Consider the following 15,943-nt stretch of genomic DNA (forward strand, 5'->3'; position numbering starts at 1 on the left):
GTCATACGAGATGGTTCAAGCAACTTATCGTTACGAGAAGGATTTTCTAGGTGAAAAAGAAATTCCCGCAGACGTGTATTATGGTGTTCAAACGCTTCGTGCAAAAGAGAATTTCCCGATTACAGGATATCGCATGCATGAAGAACTCATTCGAGCATTTGCCATTGTCAAAAAAGCAGCAGCTCAAGCCAACATGGAAGTCGGACGTTTATATGAAGGAATTGGAAATGCGATCGTTCAAGCTTCAGATGAAGTCATTGAAGGAAAATTCCATGAATATTTCATCGTAGACCCGATTCAAGGCGGCGCAGGAACGTCTATGAATATGAATGCCAATGAGGTCATTGGAAACAGAGCCCTCGAGATCATGGGACATCAAAAGGGCGAATACATTCATTTAAGTCCAAACACACATGTGAACATGTCACAATCGACAAATGATTCGTTCCCAACGGCGATCCATATTGCAGTGCTCAAGCAGTTAGACATTTTACTTGAGACGATGCAGGCCATGCATGACGTATTTCAAAAGAAAGCAAAAGAATTCGATCATGTCATCAAAATGGGGCGTACTCATTTACAAGACGCTGTTCCGATCCGTTTAGGACAAGAGTTTGAAGCATACAGCCGTGTGCTGAGCCGTGATATTAAACGAATCAACCAATCAAAACAGCATTTATATGAAGTGAATATGGGTGCGACCGCTGTTGGGACAGGCCTCAATGCAGATCCTCGCTACATCGAAATCGTCGTGAAGAAGCTTGCTGATATTTCTGGACTGCCATTAGTAGGCGCAGAGCACCTCGTAGATGCGACGCAAAATACAGATGCATACACAGAAGTATCTGCTGCCTTAAAAGTATGCATGATGAACATGTCTAAAATTGCGAATGACCTTCGCTTAATGGCATCTGGCCCACGTGCAGGTCTTGCTGAGATTGCATTGCCAGCTCGTCAGCCGGGATCATCCATTATGCCTGGGAAAGTCAATCCAGTCATGGCAGAACTCATTAACCAAATCGCATTCCAGGTCATTGGGAACGACCACACCATCTGTCTTGCTTCTGAAGCAGGCCAGCTTGAGTTAAATGTGATGGAGCCTGTTCTGGTCTTTAACTTGCTTCAATCTATTAGTATAATGAATAACGGATTCCGCTCATTCACAGATCACTGTTTAGCGGACATCGAAGCAAATGAAAAACGTTTGAAAGAATATGTCGAAAAAAGTGCAGGTGTCATTACTGCGGTAAACCCTCACTTAGGCTATGAAGCCGCGGCTAGAATCGCAAGGGAAGCCATTTTAACAGGACAATCGATCAGAGATCTTTGCCTGCAAAATGATGTGTTAACAGAAGAAGAACTTGATATTATCTTGAATCCATTCGAGATGACAAAGCCTGGCATTGCCGGTGCAGAGCTCCTAGAGCGATAATAATATCAAAAATTTTATTTTATTAATATGTGGAATTGCCTGTGAAAGAGAGAAAAACAGGCAATTCACTTTCTTTCGAATTGACACACTTTTTTCACAATATTTTGAAAACGCTTAACGCACGCACAAAGGGAGGAAACAAAATGAAAACACCACGTCTACCGTCTATTTTAGAAGTCGTGTCTGTACTTGGCTTATTTTTAGCAATTGTTTTATCATTCACTCTTTACTTCAAACTAGATATTCAGCTCGCATTGTTCATCTCATGGTTTATGGTTATTGCTTTAGGGATTCGTTTAGGGCATTCATACAAAGATCTTCAAAATGCGATTACAAAAGGGATATCGAATGGTTTAGAGGCTGTTTTAATCTTAATTGCAGTAGGTGCACTTGTTGGTACATGGATTGCCGGCGGTGTTGTACCCACGTTAATTTATTACGGACTGGAATTTATTCATCCTAATATCTTCTTATTAGCTACACTTGTCATCTGTGCGATTATGTCCGTTGCAACAGGAACCTCTTGGGGTACAGTTGGAACAGCAGGTATTGCGATGATCGCAATTGGTGAAGGATTGGGTATCCCATTACCGATCGTAGCTGGGGCTGTTTTATCTGGTGCTTATTTTGGTGATAAATTATCTCCTTTATCTGATAGTACTGTGCTCGCTTCCTCTCTTTCAAAAGTGGACGTGCTGGCGCATGTAAGAGCCATGATGGTCTTATCCATACCAGCCTTTGTGATTACAGCGATTATGTTTACGGTTACAGGTTTTATGTATGGCGGACGCAACATTGATCAAGGTAAAGTAGAATTTTTGAAAAATGCCCTTCAAGATACATTCACAATCAACATTTGGATGATCATCCCAGCAGTAGTGGTTGTATTACTGCTCGTATTTAAGAAACCTTCAATGCCTGTTATCGCTATTGGTGCCCTTCTTGGTGCAGTCTGGGCAATGGCATTCCAAGGAATGAACCCGGCAGATGCGCTTGGAACAGCTTATAATGGCTTTTCTATTAATTCAGATGTAGATTTCTTAAATACGCTGTTAAATCGTGGCGGTATTGTGAATATGCTTGGATCGCTAGTGGTCATTATTCTCGGACTTGGTTTTGGTGGCGTACTTGAATATCTCGGCGTCTTAAAAGTAATTGTCGCTACTTTCGAGAAGAAATTATATAATGCAGGAAATGTAACCCTATCTACACTTGTTGTTGCATTCTTCGCAAATATCTTCGGCTGTGCGATGTACGTTTCATTAATTCTTACACCGAAAATTATGGAAAAAAGCTATGATAAATTGAAAATAGACAGACGCGTTCTATCTAGAAACGCTGAAGTCGGTGGAACAATGACGTCTGGTATGGTTCCGTGGTCAGATAACGGAATTTACATGGCAGGGATTCTAGGCGTCTCGACATTCTCTTATTTACCATTTATGTGGTTGAGCTTTGTTGCCATTGGTCTTGCCATTATCTACGGATATACAGGGAAATTCATTTGGTACGTGAAAAATCAACAAGACTCAGAAGAATCGGCATCATAAGCCGCTGCAAAAGCCGCCCCTCCCCCGGGCGGCTTTTGTTTGTCCTAGGACCGTAAGACTATGTGTGTTTCCAGAAGGGTGGTTGTGTATTTTGACCCCCTATAAAAGAGGGCTTAAGGTGTGGTATGAAGCAGATTGAAAGCATATTTATACCATAAAAAGGGCACAAATCCCTATTCAAACATGAGTCTTTGAACCTTATAATAACAATATTGGAAAAAGTGCGATTCACCATTACGCTCGTTTAGAGGGACTCTAAGCAGCGTTTTTATTTTTGACAGGAGGAGGAACCCATATGAGCCTATCGGATATGCTGTCTGCCCTTAACGGTGGCATTTCAAATAAAAAGGCAGAGATCGAAGAGAAAATTGCTCGACTCAAAAAGGCAAAAAGTAAGGTTGAACGTGAACAAGATGCGGCAGAAACAGATCTAAAACAAATCAAGCAGCCAAAGCTTGGGGCCTCTTGGAAAGGTGAGCGGAGCCAAGATTTCAAATCAGAGCGAAATGAAGCGCATGATGCGCTGCAAACGATCGTAAGCGATAAATACCCACGCTACGTGAGCCGAATCGAATTCAAAATCAGTACACTAGAAGCAGAGCAGGCTGCCTTATCCTTTGCCAGCTCTTTAGCTGGAGATGCCGCACGTTTGGCTGAAAAAGGAGAAGACGCAGTAGAAGACGCAAAACGCTTGATCTCAAAAGCATGGAGCAGCTTGTAAGCGAGCTTCATGCTGAACAAACCTGGAGGATATCATAATGGGACAAATTAAGTTAAACTACCAAACAGTGATGGATAAACTAGATGAAGTCTCCCAAGCAGTTGAAGCTTTAACAATGAAAAAAGCAGCAGATAAAGCTGGTGAAAACAGCCTTGAATTTGTAACCAAATGGACGGCACGTGAAGCAGAGGTGGGCGAAATGGTCTCAAGCTTTAAAGAAGCCTTGATCAAAAACGTTCAGGATACACGCTCAAATGTGAAGACGCTAAAAGAACAGGATGAGGCGATTGCGGCAAAATCATAAGCCCTAATCGTTTTATTGATAGCGTAGCTGAGTACGATGTAAAATATAGTCGTAAAGACTCATATATAATTCGGGATTTATGACCTTAGATTATTCCGTTTTTCTTCCAAACACCATGTTAAAAGGACACCTTTTCCCTATTTAAGCCTAAGGCTTTTCACCTTATACTATACTTAATGAAAGCGAACGATAGAAATGTCAGGACTGGAAAAAGCAGATGATCTGCTCGGTTTCAAAAACGCTGACGCCGTGCTTTCTTATGAGGTCTAATAGAGGTGGATGACATGAGTTTATCCGAGATGCTGCACCATCTGCATATGGGGATTGAAAACAAACGTGCAGAATTTGACGAAATGATCTCTCGGTTAAAGACAGCCAAAAGTAATATTCGAACAGAACAAGATCTTGCGCAGTCTGACATAAAGGAAATCAAGAAGCCTGCTCTAGATTCGTCATGGAAAGGTGAGAGAGGAACGGACTTTCACCGTCATCGGAAAGAAGCCTATCACGTGCTGCACGACATTGTGAACAATGAGTATGAAACCTATATGACGGAGATAGACCAAAAAATTATGCATTTTGAGTTAAAAAAAATGGAACTCGCTGTCGCTAGTAATTTTGCAGGAAGAGCCCAAGATGTGATGGAAAAAGGCGAGGATTTTGCAAAGGATGTCAAACATTTAATTGAACGGGGCTGGAAAGCTCTTTAATAAAATAAACGAAACAGCCGGCTGAACAAGCGGCTGTTTTTTTGGTTTAGTCACATCCGCCGCTACCACCAGAATCACCACCGCAGGAGGCATCAGAAGCGTGATGTGTATACGAATCAGTATAGTTACTGGTTGTTGAACTGTGATGTGCAGAATGCTTAGAAGATGAACGCTTATCTTTTGGTGTAAACATGTGGGCGGCAATGGCGCCTAAAGAAGCTAGTATGATGATGATAACAAACATGATGTATCCCTCCTCTTGTTTCATATTCATACGTTTGAGCCATAACAAAGTTCCCGGTCGGAAAGAAAAACTGGGCAAAGAGTTCTATTTTCGTTTATGATGATAGGCAAAAGTAATTGACCAAGGGAGGGGAGTCTATGTTATCTCTACGTCAGGAGGAGCTGTTAAGGCGGTTAATGCAGGCAGAGCAGGAGCTGACAGGTGAAGAAATTGCACGCCTGATAGGCGTCACATCACGAACAGTTCGAACAGATATGAAAGCGCTTAAATCAATATTAGAAGCACATGGGGCAACACTTCATATGAAACGTGGAGCAGGGTATACATTGACTGTCGAAGATTATGGAGCATTTCGTACTTTTTTGAAAAACTCAATGAGAGAAAGAAATGAAAAAAAGAATCAAGTTATTCCAAATCAGCCGGAGGATCGTATCTCTTATTTATTGAGAAGGCTTTTATTGTCCGAAGACTATATGAAATTAGATGAATTGGCCGAAGAATTATTTGTGAGTGAATCTACTGTGAAAAATGACCTGAAAGCAGTCAAGCATCTATTTTCTTTACATGGACTTTCTGTTGCACACCGACCTAAATATGGATTGAGGCTGACTGGAGATGAAATGAAATTAAGGTATTGTCTAGCTGAGCATGTGTTTCAGCAGGAGCATCCGAACCCTGCCCTTTTACCTGAAGAAACGTATCAATTGATTCAAGATATGGTGCGTTCACGTACAAAGGCAAGCGGCCTTCATGTCTCAGAGATCGGTTTAAGCAACTTAGTGACACATATCGCCATTGCGTGCAAACGAATTGAAGAGAAAAAATTGGTGATGATGCCGGAAGGAGAACTCAAAGACATTCAAACACAGCCCGCTTTTCAAGTGGCGAGGCAAATGGCAGAAGATATGCGTCACGTACTCGGTATAGATTTTCCATTATCTGAAATGGCCTATATTGCGATTCATTTAATGGGGGCAAAAATGATGGCGTATGGAGAAACGGGCCACACGCTATTTCACATGCTTGATGAAGAGCATTTCCGTTTAACTCATCAATTACTTGGTTATGTCGAAGAGCACATGTCACTTGATATTCAGACAGACAAGGAATTGATTGTGGGACTAAGTCTTCACCTGAGATCAGCGATTCATCGGTTCCGATATGATATGAACATCCGTAACCCCTATTTATCAGACATAAAAAGGCATTATCCGATTGCTTTTGAAGCAGGTGTCTATATGGGAAGATGGTTGAAGGAAAAAGAGAATGTAGAGATTCATGAAGATGAAATCGGATATTTGGCGCTGCATATTGGTGCTGCCATAGAGCGGACAAAAACTCAGACTGTGAGAAAAAAATGCTTGATTGTGTGCGCAACGGGTGTCGCGAGCAGTCAGCTTCTTCTCCATAAGCTGAAGGCCGCCTTTAGCGAAAGGCTAGAGATTGCTGGAACTGCAAGTGTCAGTGACCTTTTGTCGTATGACCTGAGAAGTATCGATTTGATCATTAGTACCATCCCGCTTCAGAACACACTACCTGTGCCAGTGCTTGATGTACATACGATCCTCAGTGAAGACGATATGTTGAGGCTGAAACGATTTGTACAGGGGTCACAAGAAATGGGGGTCTTGCGATATATCAGTCCGAAGATGACTTTTTTTCAGCAAGATCTACAAACAAGGGATGAGGTTCTTCAATTTTTCGTGAATGTATTGCAGGAACAAAACCGAATCCCCGATGATTTTGAACAGCTATTGCTGGAAAGAGAGGAAGTGTCACCTACGTCGTTCGGTCATTTGGTCGCAATTCCTCACCCAATCAAACCGGCAACAGATGATACGTTTTGTGCGATCTGTACATTGAGAAAACCAGTGCTGTGGGGCGAAGAGCGGGTACAGGTCGTCTGTTTGTTAAGTATACAGAAGACGTATCAGAAAGAATTGCAGTCACTTTATCAATTTCTTGTGCGTTTGACAGAGCAGAAGGAAGTGGTGGAGCAAATCATCAAAGCTGCTTCATTTGAAGAACTGACGGCGGCGCTGCACGTGTTGGAACAGCCAGATGAAAAAAAAGGACACCCATTTCCGCATCTGTGAGGAAAAAGATTAGATGTTAATGAAAGCGCTTTTAAAATAACATCAAAAAGGAGGATGATCACGAGTTTTTGTAAAGGGGGAGACGGATCATGAGCTTTAAAGAGAGAGCGGCCGACGTCATGGGACATGTCGCTTATCGTATTACAAATCAGAAGTATATTATGGCGATTAAGCAAGCATTTGTCACATTAATGCCAATCATCATTACGGGGGCATTTGCTGTACTGGTCGCAAATATGATCATGAGCCCGGAAACGGGGCTTGCCCATTTTGAGATATTCAGGTTTTTAGCAGAGCTTCAGCCAATTATGAAGGCAATCAATTATGCCACGCTGAACTTTTTAACGATCGGGGCTGTGTTCCTCATCGGGATTGAGCTTGGGAAAATCAATGGACATAAATCATTATTCCCAGGGTTAATGGCATTGATTTCATTTATATCCGTTATTCCGACGACACTTCTTCTTGAAGTCGATGGATCGATGCGTGAGGTTGTCGATGTGCTAGCGAGGCAATTCTCCGATCCAAAAAGCTTATTTTTGGGTATGATCATTGCCATCGTCTCTGTAGAGATCTTTTGTAAGCTTACCGAGGTGAAGTGGCTGCAAATTAAGATGCCAGATTCTGTTCCATCAAATGTGGCGACGTCTTTTTCTTCACTTTTCCCATCAATTATTACAATTACAATCATTAGTTCATTCGGGTTTGCGTTTCACCGTGTGACAGGCATTTATTTGCATGAAGCGGTGTATAACGTCGTGCAGCGTCCGCTTGAAAGTGTTGTGCAGGGACTGCCTGGTATTTTAACGTTAATGTTTGTGGCTCAATTTTTCTGGGTGATCGGTATTCATGGCAACCAAATGATTAAACCGATTCGCGAGCCGCTGTTATTAGGATCAATTGCAGTGAATATGACAGCATTTCAAGAGGGAAAAGAGATTCCAAATATTATCACGATGCCATTTTGGGATGTGTATATGAGCATTGGTGGTTCGGGTGTGACGATTGGTCTGTTGATTGCCATTTTTATAGCAGGAAGAAGGGAAGAAATGCGTAGCATTGCCAAGCTTTCATCAGGACCTGGACTGTTTAACATCAATGAACCAGTTATTTTCGGATTACCTGTCATGTTGAACCCTGTGATGGCAATTCCGTTTATCGTTACACCACTCGTGACAGGTACGATTGGTTATATCGCAACCGCTACAGGTTTTGCGGGGAAAGCGGTGGTGATGGTGCCGTGGACGACACCTCCGATTGTGAATGCTTGGCTGTCTACCGCTGGCAGTATGGGGGCTGTCATCACACAGCTTATCTGTATTGTTGTCGCTGTTTTCATCTATTTACCTTTTGTCCTCTTATCCAACCGGAAGCCAGAATCAGCACCTGATTCAGAATAGAAGGAGGGCTCATGAATGAACATGCAATTTAGATGGTATGGCAAAGAAGATCCTGTCTCCCTTTCATATATTCGGCAAATTCCCGGCATGAAAGGGATTGTCAGTGCAGTCTATGATGTGCCGGCTGGTGATCTGTGGCCGGAGGAAAGTATTGCTCATTTAAAAGCGGAAATCGAACGTCACGATCTTGCTTTTGAAGTCGTAGAAAGTCTCCCGGTCCATGAAGATATTAAGCTGGGAAAGCCTAGCCGAGATGTTTATATCGAGCATTATCAAGAAAATATCCGGAGATTAGCAAGGCATGGTGTGAAGGTCATTTGTTATAACTTCATGCCAGTCCTTGATTGGACACGAACACAGCTCGATTTCCCACTAGCTGATCAATCGACGACCCTTGTTTATTTTCAGCATCAGCTTGAACAGATGGATATAGAAAAAGATCGACTTTCCTTACCAGGATGGGATACGTCTTATACGCAGGAAGAAATGAGAAAGTTGATGGCTGCATACAGGGCATTGGGTGCGGAAGGGTTGTTTGAGAACCTAGACTATTTCTTGGGAAATATCCTTCCAGTTGCAGCGGAAGAGAACATGAACATGGCACTGCATCCAGATGACCCTTCTTGGAACATATTTGGTCTATCCCGCATTGTCAGTTGTGAAGAACAAATAGATCGTATCCTTCAGCTCGATGAACGCTCACAGCATGGACTGACCTTTTGTTCCGGTTCCCTAGGCTGTAATGCTAAAAATGATGTTCCTGCACTTGCGAGAAAGTATGCCAAAAAAGGGCGTATACACTTTGCTCATTTACGCAATGTCAATTTGTATGAAAACGGTGATTTTGAAGAGTCGGCACACCTGTCGTCAGCAGGCAGCCTCGATATGGGAGCGATTGTGAACGCATTGTTTAAGGAAGGATTTGCTGGCTATGTCCGGCCAGATCATGGACGAATGATCTTTGGTGAGACGGGCAGACCTGGCTATGGATTATACGACCGGGCACTTGGAGCTATGTATTTACAAGGGATGTGGGAAGGACTTCAAATTCACACGAAGAAAGGTCAGGTGGCAACATGAACAAAATCGACATACCCAATGACTTTATTCTAGGTGCTGCGGCTTCTGCTTGGCAGACAGAGGGTTGGAAAGGGAAGAAACCGCATCAGGATTCGTATATAGACCTTTGGTATAAGGAGGGGTATCACGTATGGCACGAAGGATACGGACCAGCGGGAGCAACGAATTTTTACGAGCGCTATCCTGAAGATGTAGCCCTTATGAAGGAAATTGGGTTATCTCATTACCGGACATCGATCAATTGGTCGAGGTTTCTCATAGATTACGAGAATGGAATTGTAGATGAGGCCTATGCTCGTTATATTGATGATTTCATCAATGAATTACTTGAAGCAGGTGTAGAGCCGATGTTTTGCTTAGAGCATTATGAGCTTCCTGCCGTTTTACTTGAAAAGTACGGCGGCTGGTCATCTAAACATGTTGTCGATCTGTTTGTTCTCTATGCAGAAAAGGTGTTTGAACGCTATGGAGACCGGGTCAAACATTGGTTTACCTTTAATGAACCAATTGTTGTTCAGACTCGTGTGTATCTAGATGCTATTCGTTATCCTTTCGAGCAAAATACGAAGAAGTGGATGCAGTGGAACTATCATAAAGCCTTGGCGACAGCAAAAGTGGTGAAGCTGTTTCAGGAAATGGGCTTGAAGGAATCAGCCGGTGCAAAAATCGGGGTCATTCTCAATCCAGAAGTGACGTATGCGAGATCGACTGCGTCACATGATCAAGAAGCTGCCCGCATGTATGATTTGTTTTTTAATCGAGTGTTCTTAGATCCCTCCATTAAAGGCGAGTATCCAGAAGAACTGCTTGATGTATTGAAAAAGCATGACATTCTTTTCGATGCAACGGAAGAAGAGCTTCAGATCATTAAAGATCATACAGTCGATGTGGTCGGTCTTAATTTATACTATCCGCATCGCGTTAAGGCACCTAGCAAGGCTTGGAACGAAAATACACCGTTTCATCCATCTTATTATTACGATCTATTTGAGCTCCCAGGGAGAAAAATGAATCCATTCAGAGGTTGGGAAATCTATCCGAATATTGTCTATGATATGGGTATGAGAATAAAAGAGGAATACGGGAATATCGAGTGGTTTGTGGCTGAAAACGGTATGGGGGTCGAGCAGGAAGAACGGTTTAAAAACGAAGACGGCATCATTGATGATCAGTACCGAATTTCATTTATCAGTCAGCATTTGAAAAAAGCCCTTCAAGCGAAAAAAGAAGGTTCAAACTGCAAGGGATATATGCTGTGGGCTTTTACGGATAATGTCTCACCGATGAATGCATTCAAGAATCGCTACGGATTAGTAGAGATCCAGCTGGAGAATGAACGGAATCGTCAGATGAAAGCGTCAGGATACTGGTACAAGACATTAATCCAAACGAGGAAATTAAGGGATGAACCAGATTTTATTTATCAATAGGAGTGATGGGATATGAAGCGAATCATTCTCGCTTGTGCAGCAGGAATGTCAACGTCGATTGTGGTATCTAAAATGAAGGCAGCCGCAGAAGGAAAAGGGCTGGATTATGAAATTTATGCGATACCTGAAGGGGCCATTGCGGACGAATTAGAAGAGCATGGGGACGATGTAAAGGTCATTTTGCTAGGGCCGCAAGTTAGCTTTATGAGAAAGGCAGCAGAAAAAACAGCGGCACCTTATCATATACCTGTCGATGTGGTAAATGTAAGATTATATGGAACAGCGAATGGAGAAAAAATTCTAGAACATGCACTGAAACTAGCAAATGAATCTTGAGCAATCGGAGGAGAAGCAGATGACGGTATTAGAGGAAATGCAGGGAGCAGCCTTTCAAATCATTGCCCATGCAGGTGAGGCACGAAGCCATTATGTAGAAGCCATTCGTCTAGCAAGAGCGGATGACTTTGAAGCAGCGCAGCAGTTGATTGAAAAAGGGGAGGAAGCGTTTCGAAGCATCCATGACCTGCACTTGTCACTGATACAAAAAGAGGCGGCAGGGGAACAGCTTCCCTTTTCTTTACTGCTCATACATGCAGAAGACCAAATGCTCACAACAGAGACCATCCATCTGCTTGCCATTGAAATGATCGAAATGTGTAAAAAAATGAATACCCTGTCAAAATAGATATCAGTTATTAACCAATTTCTGTTATAATCATTCGGTAGATAAAGAGAAAGCAGGATTGGTGAATGAAAAAAACATGTATGTGGCTTGCAGTTGGTTTAGTCATGCTGCTCATTTCGGGCTGTATGGGTACGAAACAGCAAACAGAAGGAAACCAGCAAGCCATCAAAGAGGTAAAGGGTCAAGGACAAACGAAAGAAACAACAGAAACGCAGCAAATTGAAGCGGCAGAGATAGACAAACAAAACTGGATTCAGCAAAAGGAACCCGTTGCGCTTCCAATCTTGATGTATCACAGTATCTCTAGCGGTAATTCGTTACGTGTGCCAAAGAGCGAATTTGCAGCTCATATGAAATGGCTGAAAGACAACGGCTATGTCACGCTGTCGCCGAAAGAGGCATATCAAGTTCTCTCGACCAATTCGACACCAAGTGAAAAGTATGTTCTTATCACATTTGACGATGGATACACGGATAACTACACAAAGGCATTTCCGATTTTAAAGGAATATGGAATGAAAGCCACGATTTTTATGATCGAGCAGTCCATCGGCCGTCCGCATCATTTAACCGATGCCCAAATGGATGATATGGTGGCGCATGGTATTTCAATAGAGAGTCACACCATTCATCATTTAGAACTCAATCGTTTAACACAGAAGCAGCAGGAAGAAGAATTAAAAGGATCGAAGGTATTCTTTGACCAGCGGTTTTCTCAACAAACGATCATGGTCAGCTATCCGGTCGGTCGCTATAACGAAGACACGCTGAAGTTGGCGAAGGAAGCAGGATATGAAATGGCTGTAACCACTGAACCAGGACATGCGAAGAAAGAACAAGGTATGATGTCCTTACACCGCCTGCGCATTTCACCGGGACTTTCACCCGAAAGCTTTGGCAGACTGATAGAGGGAAATTGATCAATATTAGATCACAGATGTTTCACATGAAACATTTTACGACACGTTTCGTGGAGATGATTTGTGGATCGACAACATCATAGGGCTTGAGTAACATCTAGGTATATTCTTCAGACGTGATCGTCACACATAATGTTTTTTAAATGATGTGAAAAGGGAGAGAGCAAAGATGTCAAATTTTCTTGGAATTGATCATGTCCAGTTAGCTGCCCCAAAGGGGAGTGAAGAGAAGGCACGTTTGTTTTTTGGAGAGATTCTAGGAATGAAGGAAATACCTAAGCCTGTTCACCTAGCAAAACGTGGTGGTGTTTGGTTTCAGTGTGGCAATCAACAGCTTCACATTGGCATTGAAGATCAGTTTCAAGCAGCGAAAAAAGCTCATCCAGCTTTTCAAGTAAAAAAATTATCAAATGTAAAAGAGACATTAATGAAACATCATATTCTTATAAAGGAAGATCAGCCGTTAGATGGAGCCATCAGGTTTTATGTAGATGATCCATTTGGAAATCGAATTGAATTTTTAGAGAGACTGTAGAAAATAAATCTTGTGAGAAACAATAAGGATGTCGAGAAAATCTCGACATCCTTATTTTATGAAAGTATGTTATTGATAAACAGGATAACCCGTTATCTTTATATCTTTTCCGAGTGGTTCAAGAGAGAGTTGATCCAGTTCAATTGCATCACTCATGAGGCGTATGCCTTCGCCTCCGAAAAAAGAAGGAGAGAGTCGTCCGCCAATGAGCTTGGGCGCCATGTAGATGACGAGTTTATCGACAAGCTGCTGCTCCAAAAATGAGGCATTGATTTGTCCGCCGCCTTCAATCATCAGGGAGGAGACATTTCTTTCTCCGAGCACTTGAAGTACTTCTTGTAAGGGCACCCGGATATCGCTATCCGTCATGATGACACTGACGCCAGCTGCTTCTAAAGCGGCTCGTTTTTCTTCATCGGCTTGTTTTGTTGTGAAAATCCATGTTGGTGCCATCTGATCTGTGACCACCTTTGCTGTCAGCGGGATAGACAGTTTAGAGTCTAAGACAATTCGAATCGGATGATGACCGTTTGGAATGCGTGCTGTTAATGAAGGATCGTCGTGAATGACGGTTTGCGCACCGACCAAGATCGCATCGTTGATACTGCGAATGTGATGTGCATCATAACGGGACGTTTCTGATGTAATCCACTTGCTGTCAGACGTAGCAGATGCAATTTTTCCGTCTAACGTAATGCCTGCTTTGAGTGTCACGAAAGGCGTTTTTTTCGTAATAAAGTGGTTGAACACTTCATTCATGAGAATGGATTCCTGCTCCATGACGCCTGTGATGACTTGAATGCCTGCATCTTGTAAAATGGCAATCCCGCGCCCGGCAACAAGCGGGTTCGGATCCAGTGCAGCAACGACAACTTTTTCTACGCCAGCTTTCACAAGTGCTTCAGCGCATGGGCCTGTGCGGCCATGGTGGGAACAAGGCTCTAGTGTTACATAGATCGTGGCACCTTTTGCCTTGTCTCCAGCCATTTTAAGTGCATGAATTTCTGCATGTGGTTCGCCGGCCTTCATATGCGCCCCGACCCCAACAATTTCATTTTCTCGCACAATCACAGCCCCGACGAGCGGATTGGGAGATGTCTGACCTTTCATTGCTTCAGCATTTTCAAGGGCTAGTTTCATATATCGCTCATGATGTGGCAATCGTACGCACCTCTTGATCCGCTTTCATATGGCCTGAGCGGTTAATTTTTGTCTGCAAGTATTTTTCATTGAACTCAGAGACATCACCCCAAAGTGGAATCCGTCCAGAAAGAGAAAGGCCTGCATGACTGATAGCATCCGTCTTTTTCGGATTATTTGTGATCAGTCTGACTGGCTTTGTACGCAATGTTTGAAGAACAGCAATCGCTTCTTCATATTGACGTGTATCATCTTCAAAGCCTAGTGCTTCGTTCGCTTCTACTGTATCGTAGCCGTTTTCTTGCAAGATGTAGGCCATGGCTTTACTGAAAAGACCGATCCCGCGTCCTTCATGGTTGGCTAAATAAAACAGTGCGCCTGCTCCATTGTCCTCAATCATTCGCATAGACTGTTTCAATTGGAACCCACAATCACAGCGTTTGCTTCCGAAAATATCGCCGGTGTGGCAGATGGAATGCATGCGGATCAGCGCTTCATCAGCATGTTCGAAATCTCCGTAAACAAGGACGCTTGATTGCTGGTGATCTGCAAGTTCACGGGAGGAAAGGCTTTCGATTAAAGCTTCATCTGATAATGGTTCTTTCCCATCGTCTTTTAACCATGAATACCAGTTAAACATGACCGTTCTACCGTCTAAATTCACTGGCAGTTTAATAGGTCCAGTGATATATATAAATCCGTCTTCTTGCTGTACTCGTTTGATTTTATCTTTTAAAATGGCTGTTTTAACCTCTGTGTGTTTGTCCATATTCTACACCTTCTTTTTTGTCTGTTTCTTCAATCTGTAAACGAACGAGAACGCCAAATGGATCAATAAATTCGTTGCTTTTTCCTGTCGTGTTCATGTGAACACCTGCTTTTGTCAGACGTTCGACGACGGATGTTCTATCGTCTTCTTTTGGGAAAACCAGTGTATAGCTTCTAATTCCTGAAAAACGTGGATCAATGGCTCCTTTTCTCCCTCGTCCCCATGCATTAAAGGCAAGGTGGTGATGATAGATGCCACCAGCAACGAATAAGCTGGCTGGGGGAGCCATTCGGATATGAAAACCGAGCGTGTTCACATAAAAGGAATCGGCTTCTTCTGGGTTGAGATGGAAATGCAAGTGTCCCATGACTGTACCAGCCGGGAGTCCTTCCCAGGTGGAATCAGCGGCTTCTTGCAGGAGACCATCTCCATCAAGCGGGGCATTTCCGCCACCTTTCAGCTCTCCATGCTCACCTACCCATATGTCCTGAGGACGATCAGCATAAATCTCAACGCCGATGCCATCTGGATCACTTAAATAAATGGCTTCACTGAAAAAGTGATCGCTTGCTCCAATTAAAGGATAGCCTTTTTTGATCACATGCGCCAGCCATGTGCCCAGGTTTTTTCTGGTAGGTAATAAAACCGCAAAATGATAAAGTCCTGGCTCATGATCCGGCTTCTCTTTCAGCTGCACATCTTCTTTCAGCACAAGGATTGGTTCCTTTGCGTTGCTGCCAAGCGTGACAGTAGAATCCGTCTGTTCTAATAAAGTAAAACCTAAAATGTCTGTATAAAAAGGCAAAGAACGCTCAAAGCTGGACACATGTAATTCTGTTACACCTAATCTTACTTGCTCTATTGTATTCAAAGCTCGGTCATCTCCTTCATGTTATATGCATCTGTATGTTCAATGGTTTATTGAAA

General features: G+C 42.9%; 17 protein-coding genes. 13 read left to right on the top strand and 4 right to left on the bottom strand.

What is annotated here, in order from left to right; genetic code table 11:
* The first annotated feature begins 10 nt into the window (after positions 1-10).
* The 5 genes from aspA (at position 11) to ASG46_RS07825 (ending at position 4,717) form a co-directional block, all read left to right on the top strand.
* Positions 11-1,432, top strand: a complete 1,422-nt coding sequence (aspA, locus tag ASG46_RS07805; protein ID WP_045033751.1) for an aspartate ammonia-lyase — start codon at positions 11-13, stop codon at positions 1,430-1,432.
* Between the two features lie 143 nt (positions 1,433-1,575).
* Positions 1,576-2,982 (top strand): Na+/H+ antiporter NhaC, encoded by a 1,407-nt coding sequence (gene nhaC / locus ASG46_RS07810; protein ID WP_041507995.1) that lies wholly within the window; start codon positions 1,576-1,578, stop codon positions 2,980-2,982.
* Positions 2,983-3,277: 295 nt separating this feature from the next.
* Entirely contained in the window at positions 3,278-3,703 is a 426-nt protein-coding gene (locus ASG46_RS07815) for a YwqH-like family protein (protein ID WP_008345637.1), read from the top strand.
* 37 nt (positions 3,704-3,740) lie between these two features.
* On the top strand, positions 3,741-4,007 hold the full coding sequence (locus tag ASG46_RS07820; RefSeq protein ID WP_008345634.1) for a YwqI/YxiC family protein: 267 nt from the start codon (positions 3,741-3,743) through the stop codon (positions 4,005-4,007).
* A 284-nt stretch (positions 4,008-4,291) separates the two neighbouring features.
* Entirely contained in the window at positions 4,292-4,717 is a 426-nt protein-coding gene (locus ASG46_RS07825; protein ID WP_024719536.1) for a YwqH-like family protein, read from the top strand.
* Positions 4,718-4,763: 46 nt separating this feature from the next.
* Here the strand turns inward: ASG46_RS07825 and ASG46_RS07830 are convergent, their stop codons facing one another.
* A complete protein-coding gene (locus tag ASG46_RS07830; protein WP_039963061.1) occupies positions 4,764-4,961 on the bottom strand; it encodes a hypothetical protein in 198 nt (65 codons plus the stop codon).
* A gap of 137 nt (positions 4,962-5,098) precedes the next feature.
* Here ASG46_RS07830 and ASG46_RS07835 point away from each other — a divergent pair, with 137 nt between their 5' ends.
* From ASG46_RS07835 to ASG46_RS07870, 8 genes are all read left to right on the top strand, one after another.
* On the top strand, positions 5,099-7,057 hold the full coding sequence (locus tag ASG46_RS07835; RefSeq protein ID WP_056704062.1) for a BglG family transcription antiterminator: 1,959 nt from the start codon (positions 5,099-5,101) through the stop codon (positions 7,055-7,057).
* Positions 7,058-7,146: 89 nt separating this feature from the next.
* Positions 7,147-8,457 carry a PTS sugar transporter subunit IIC gene (locus tag ASG46_RS07840; RefSeq protein WP_025208221.1) on the top strand — a complete coding sequence of 437 codons (1,311 nt, stop codon included), beginning with the start codon at positions 7,147-7,149 and terminating at the stop codon, positions 8,455-8,457.
* Between the two features lie 15 nt (positions 8,458-8,472).
* On the top strand, positions 8,473-9,537 hold the full coding sequence (locus ASG46_RS07845; protein WP_056704066.1) for a mannonate dehydratase: 1,065 nt from the start codon (positions 8,473-8,475) through the stop codon (positions 9,535-9,537).
* Entirely contained in the window at positions 9,534-10,967 is a 1,434-nt protein-coding gene (locus tag ASG46_RS07850) for a glycoside hydrolase family 1 protein (protein ID WP_050826743.1), read from the top strand. Before ASG46_RS07845 ends, ASG46_RS07850 begins: the two co-directional genes overlap by 4 nt.
* A gap of 12 nt (positions 10,968-10,979) precedes the next feature.
* Complete coding sequence (locus ASG46_RS07855; RefSeq protein WP_008345616.1) at positions 10,980-11,303, top strand: PTS sugar transporter subunit IIB; 324 nt, start codon at positions 10,980-10,982, stop codon at positions 11,301-11,303.
* A gap of 19 nt (positions 11,304-11,322) precedes the next feature.
* Positions 11,323-11,652, top strand: coding sequence for a PTS lactose/cellobiose transporter subunit IIA (locus ASG46_RS07860; protein ID WP_008345614.1), 330 nt, complete (start codon positions 11,323-11,325; stop codon positions 11,650-11,652).
* A gap of 65 nt (positions 11,653-11,717) precedes the next feature.
* Complete coding sequence (locus tag ASG46_RS07865; protein WP_035389944.1) at positions 11,718-12,572, top strand: polysaccharide deacetylase family protein; 855 nt, start codon at positions 11,718-11,720, stop codon at positions 12,570-12,572.
* Between the two features lie 169 nt (positions 12,573-12,741).
* Positions 12,742-13,107 carry a VOC family protein gene (locus tag ASG46_RS07870; RefSeq protein WP_017368328.1) on the top strand — a complete coding sequence of 122 codons (366 nt, stop codon included), beginning with the start codon at positions 12,742-12,744 and terminating at the stop codon, positions 13,105-13,107.
* Positions 13,108-13,176: 69 nt separating this feature from the next.
* On the opposite strand, the gene ribD is transcribed toward ASG46_RS07870, so the two are convergent.
* Genes ribD through ASG46_RS07885 form a run of 3 tightly spaced genes read right to left on the bottom strand, consistent with a single transcriptional unit; the run spans position 13,177 to position 15,887 of the window.
* Positions 13,177-14,268 carry a bifunctional diaminohydroxyphosphoribosylaminopyrimidine deaminase/5-amino-6-(5-phosphoribosylamino)uracil reductase RibD gene (gene ribD / locus ASG46_RS07875; RefSeq protein WP_007497931.1) on the bottom strand — a complete coding sequence of 364 codons (1,092 nt, stop codon included), beginning with the start codon at positions 14,266-14,268 and terminating at the stop codon, positions 13,177-13,179.
* Positions 14,255-15,016 (bottom strand): GTP cyclohydrolase II, encoded by a 762-nt coding sequence (locus tag ASG46_RS07880; RefSeq protein ID WP_008345606.1) that lies wholly within the window; start codon positions 15,014-15,016, stop codon positions 14,255-14,257. Before ASG46_RS07880 ends, ribD begins: the two co-directional genes overlap by 14 nt.
* Positions 14,994-15,887 carry a VOC family protein gene (locus ASG46_RS07885; RefSeq protein ID WP_041091551.1) on the bottom strand — a complete coding sequence of 298 codons (894 nt, stop codon included), beginning with the start codon at positions 15,885-15,887 and terminating at the stop codon, positions 14,994-14,996. Before ASG46_RS07885 ends, ASG46_RS07880 begins: the two co-directional genes overlap by 23 nt.
* Between the last annotated feature and the right edge of the window lie 56 nt (positions 15,888-15,943).

The sequence above is a fragment of the Bacillus sp. Leaf49 genome (assembly GCF_001426125.1).
Lineage (GTDB): Bacteria > Bacillota > Bacilli > Bacillales > Bacillaceae > Bacillus > Bacillus altitudinis.

What these genes read in the sequence shown, in the direction of transcription:
- aspA (WP_045033751.1), top strand. Translation starts at nt 11, where the DNA reads ATGGTTCAAGCAACTTATCGTTACGAGAAGGATTTTCTAGGTGAAAAA.
- nhaC (WP_041507995.1), top strand. Translation starts at nt 1,576, where the DNA reads ATGAAAACACCACGTCTACCGTCTATTTTAGAAGTCGTGTCTGTACTT.
- ASG46_RS07815 (WP_008345637.1), top strand. Translation starts at nt 3,278, where the DNA reads ATGAGCCTATCGGATATGCTGTCTGCCCTTAACGGTGGCATTTCAAAT.
- ASG46_RS07820 (WP_008345634.1), top strand. Translation starts at nt 3,741, where the DNA reads ATGGGACAAATTAAGTTAAACTACCAAACAGTGATGGATAAACTAGAT.
- ASG46_RS07825 (WP_024719536.1), top strand. Translation starts at nt 4,292, where the DNA reads ATGAGTTTATCCGAGATGCTGCACCATCTGCATATGGGGATTGAAAAC.
- ASG46_RS07830 (WP_039963061.1), bottom strand. Translation starts at nt 4,961, where the DNA reads ATGTTTGTTATCATCATCATACTAGCTTCTTTAGGCGCCATTGCCGCC.
- ASG46_RS07835 (WP_056704062.1), top strand. Translation starts at nt 5,099, where the DNA reads ATGTTATCTCTACGTCAGGAGGAGCTGTTAAGGCGGTTAATGCAGGCA.
- ASG46_RS07840 (WP_025208221.1), top strand. Translation starts at nt 7,147, where the DNA reads ATGAGCTTTAAAGAGAGAGCGGCCGACGTCATGGGACATGTCGCTTAT.
- ASG46_RS07845 (WP_056704066.1), top strand. Translation starts at nt 8,473, where the DNA reads ATGAACATGCAATTTAGATGGTATGGCAAAGAAGATCCTGTCTCCCTT.
- ASG46_RS07850 (WP_050826743.1), top strand. Translation starts at nt 9,534, where the DNA reads ATGAACAAAATCGACATACCCAATGACTTTATTCTAGGTGCTGCGGCT.
- ASG46_RS07855 (WP_008345616.1), top strand. Translation starts at nt 10,980, where the DNA reads ATGAAGCGAATCATTCTCGCTTGTGCAGCAGGAATGTCAACGTCGATT.
- ASG46_RS07860 (WP_008345614.1), top strand. Translation starts at nt 11,323, where the DNA reads ATGACGGTATTAGAGGAAATGCAGGGAGCAGCCTTTCAAATCATTGCC.
- ASG46_RS07865 (WP_035389944.1), top strand. Translation starts at nt 11,718, where the DNA reads ATGAAAAAAACATGTATGTGGCTTGCAGTTGGTTTAGTCATGCTGCTC.
- ASG46_RS07870 (WP_017368328.1), top strand. Translation starts at nt 12,742, where the DNA reads ATGTCAAATTTTCTTGGAATTGATCATGTCCAGTTAGCTGCCCCAAAG.
- ASG46_RS07880 (WP_008345606.1), bottom strand. Translation starts at nt 15,016, where the DNA reads ATGGACAAACACACAGAGGTTAAAACAGCCATTTTAAAAGATAAAATC.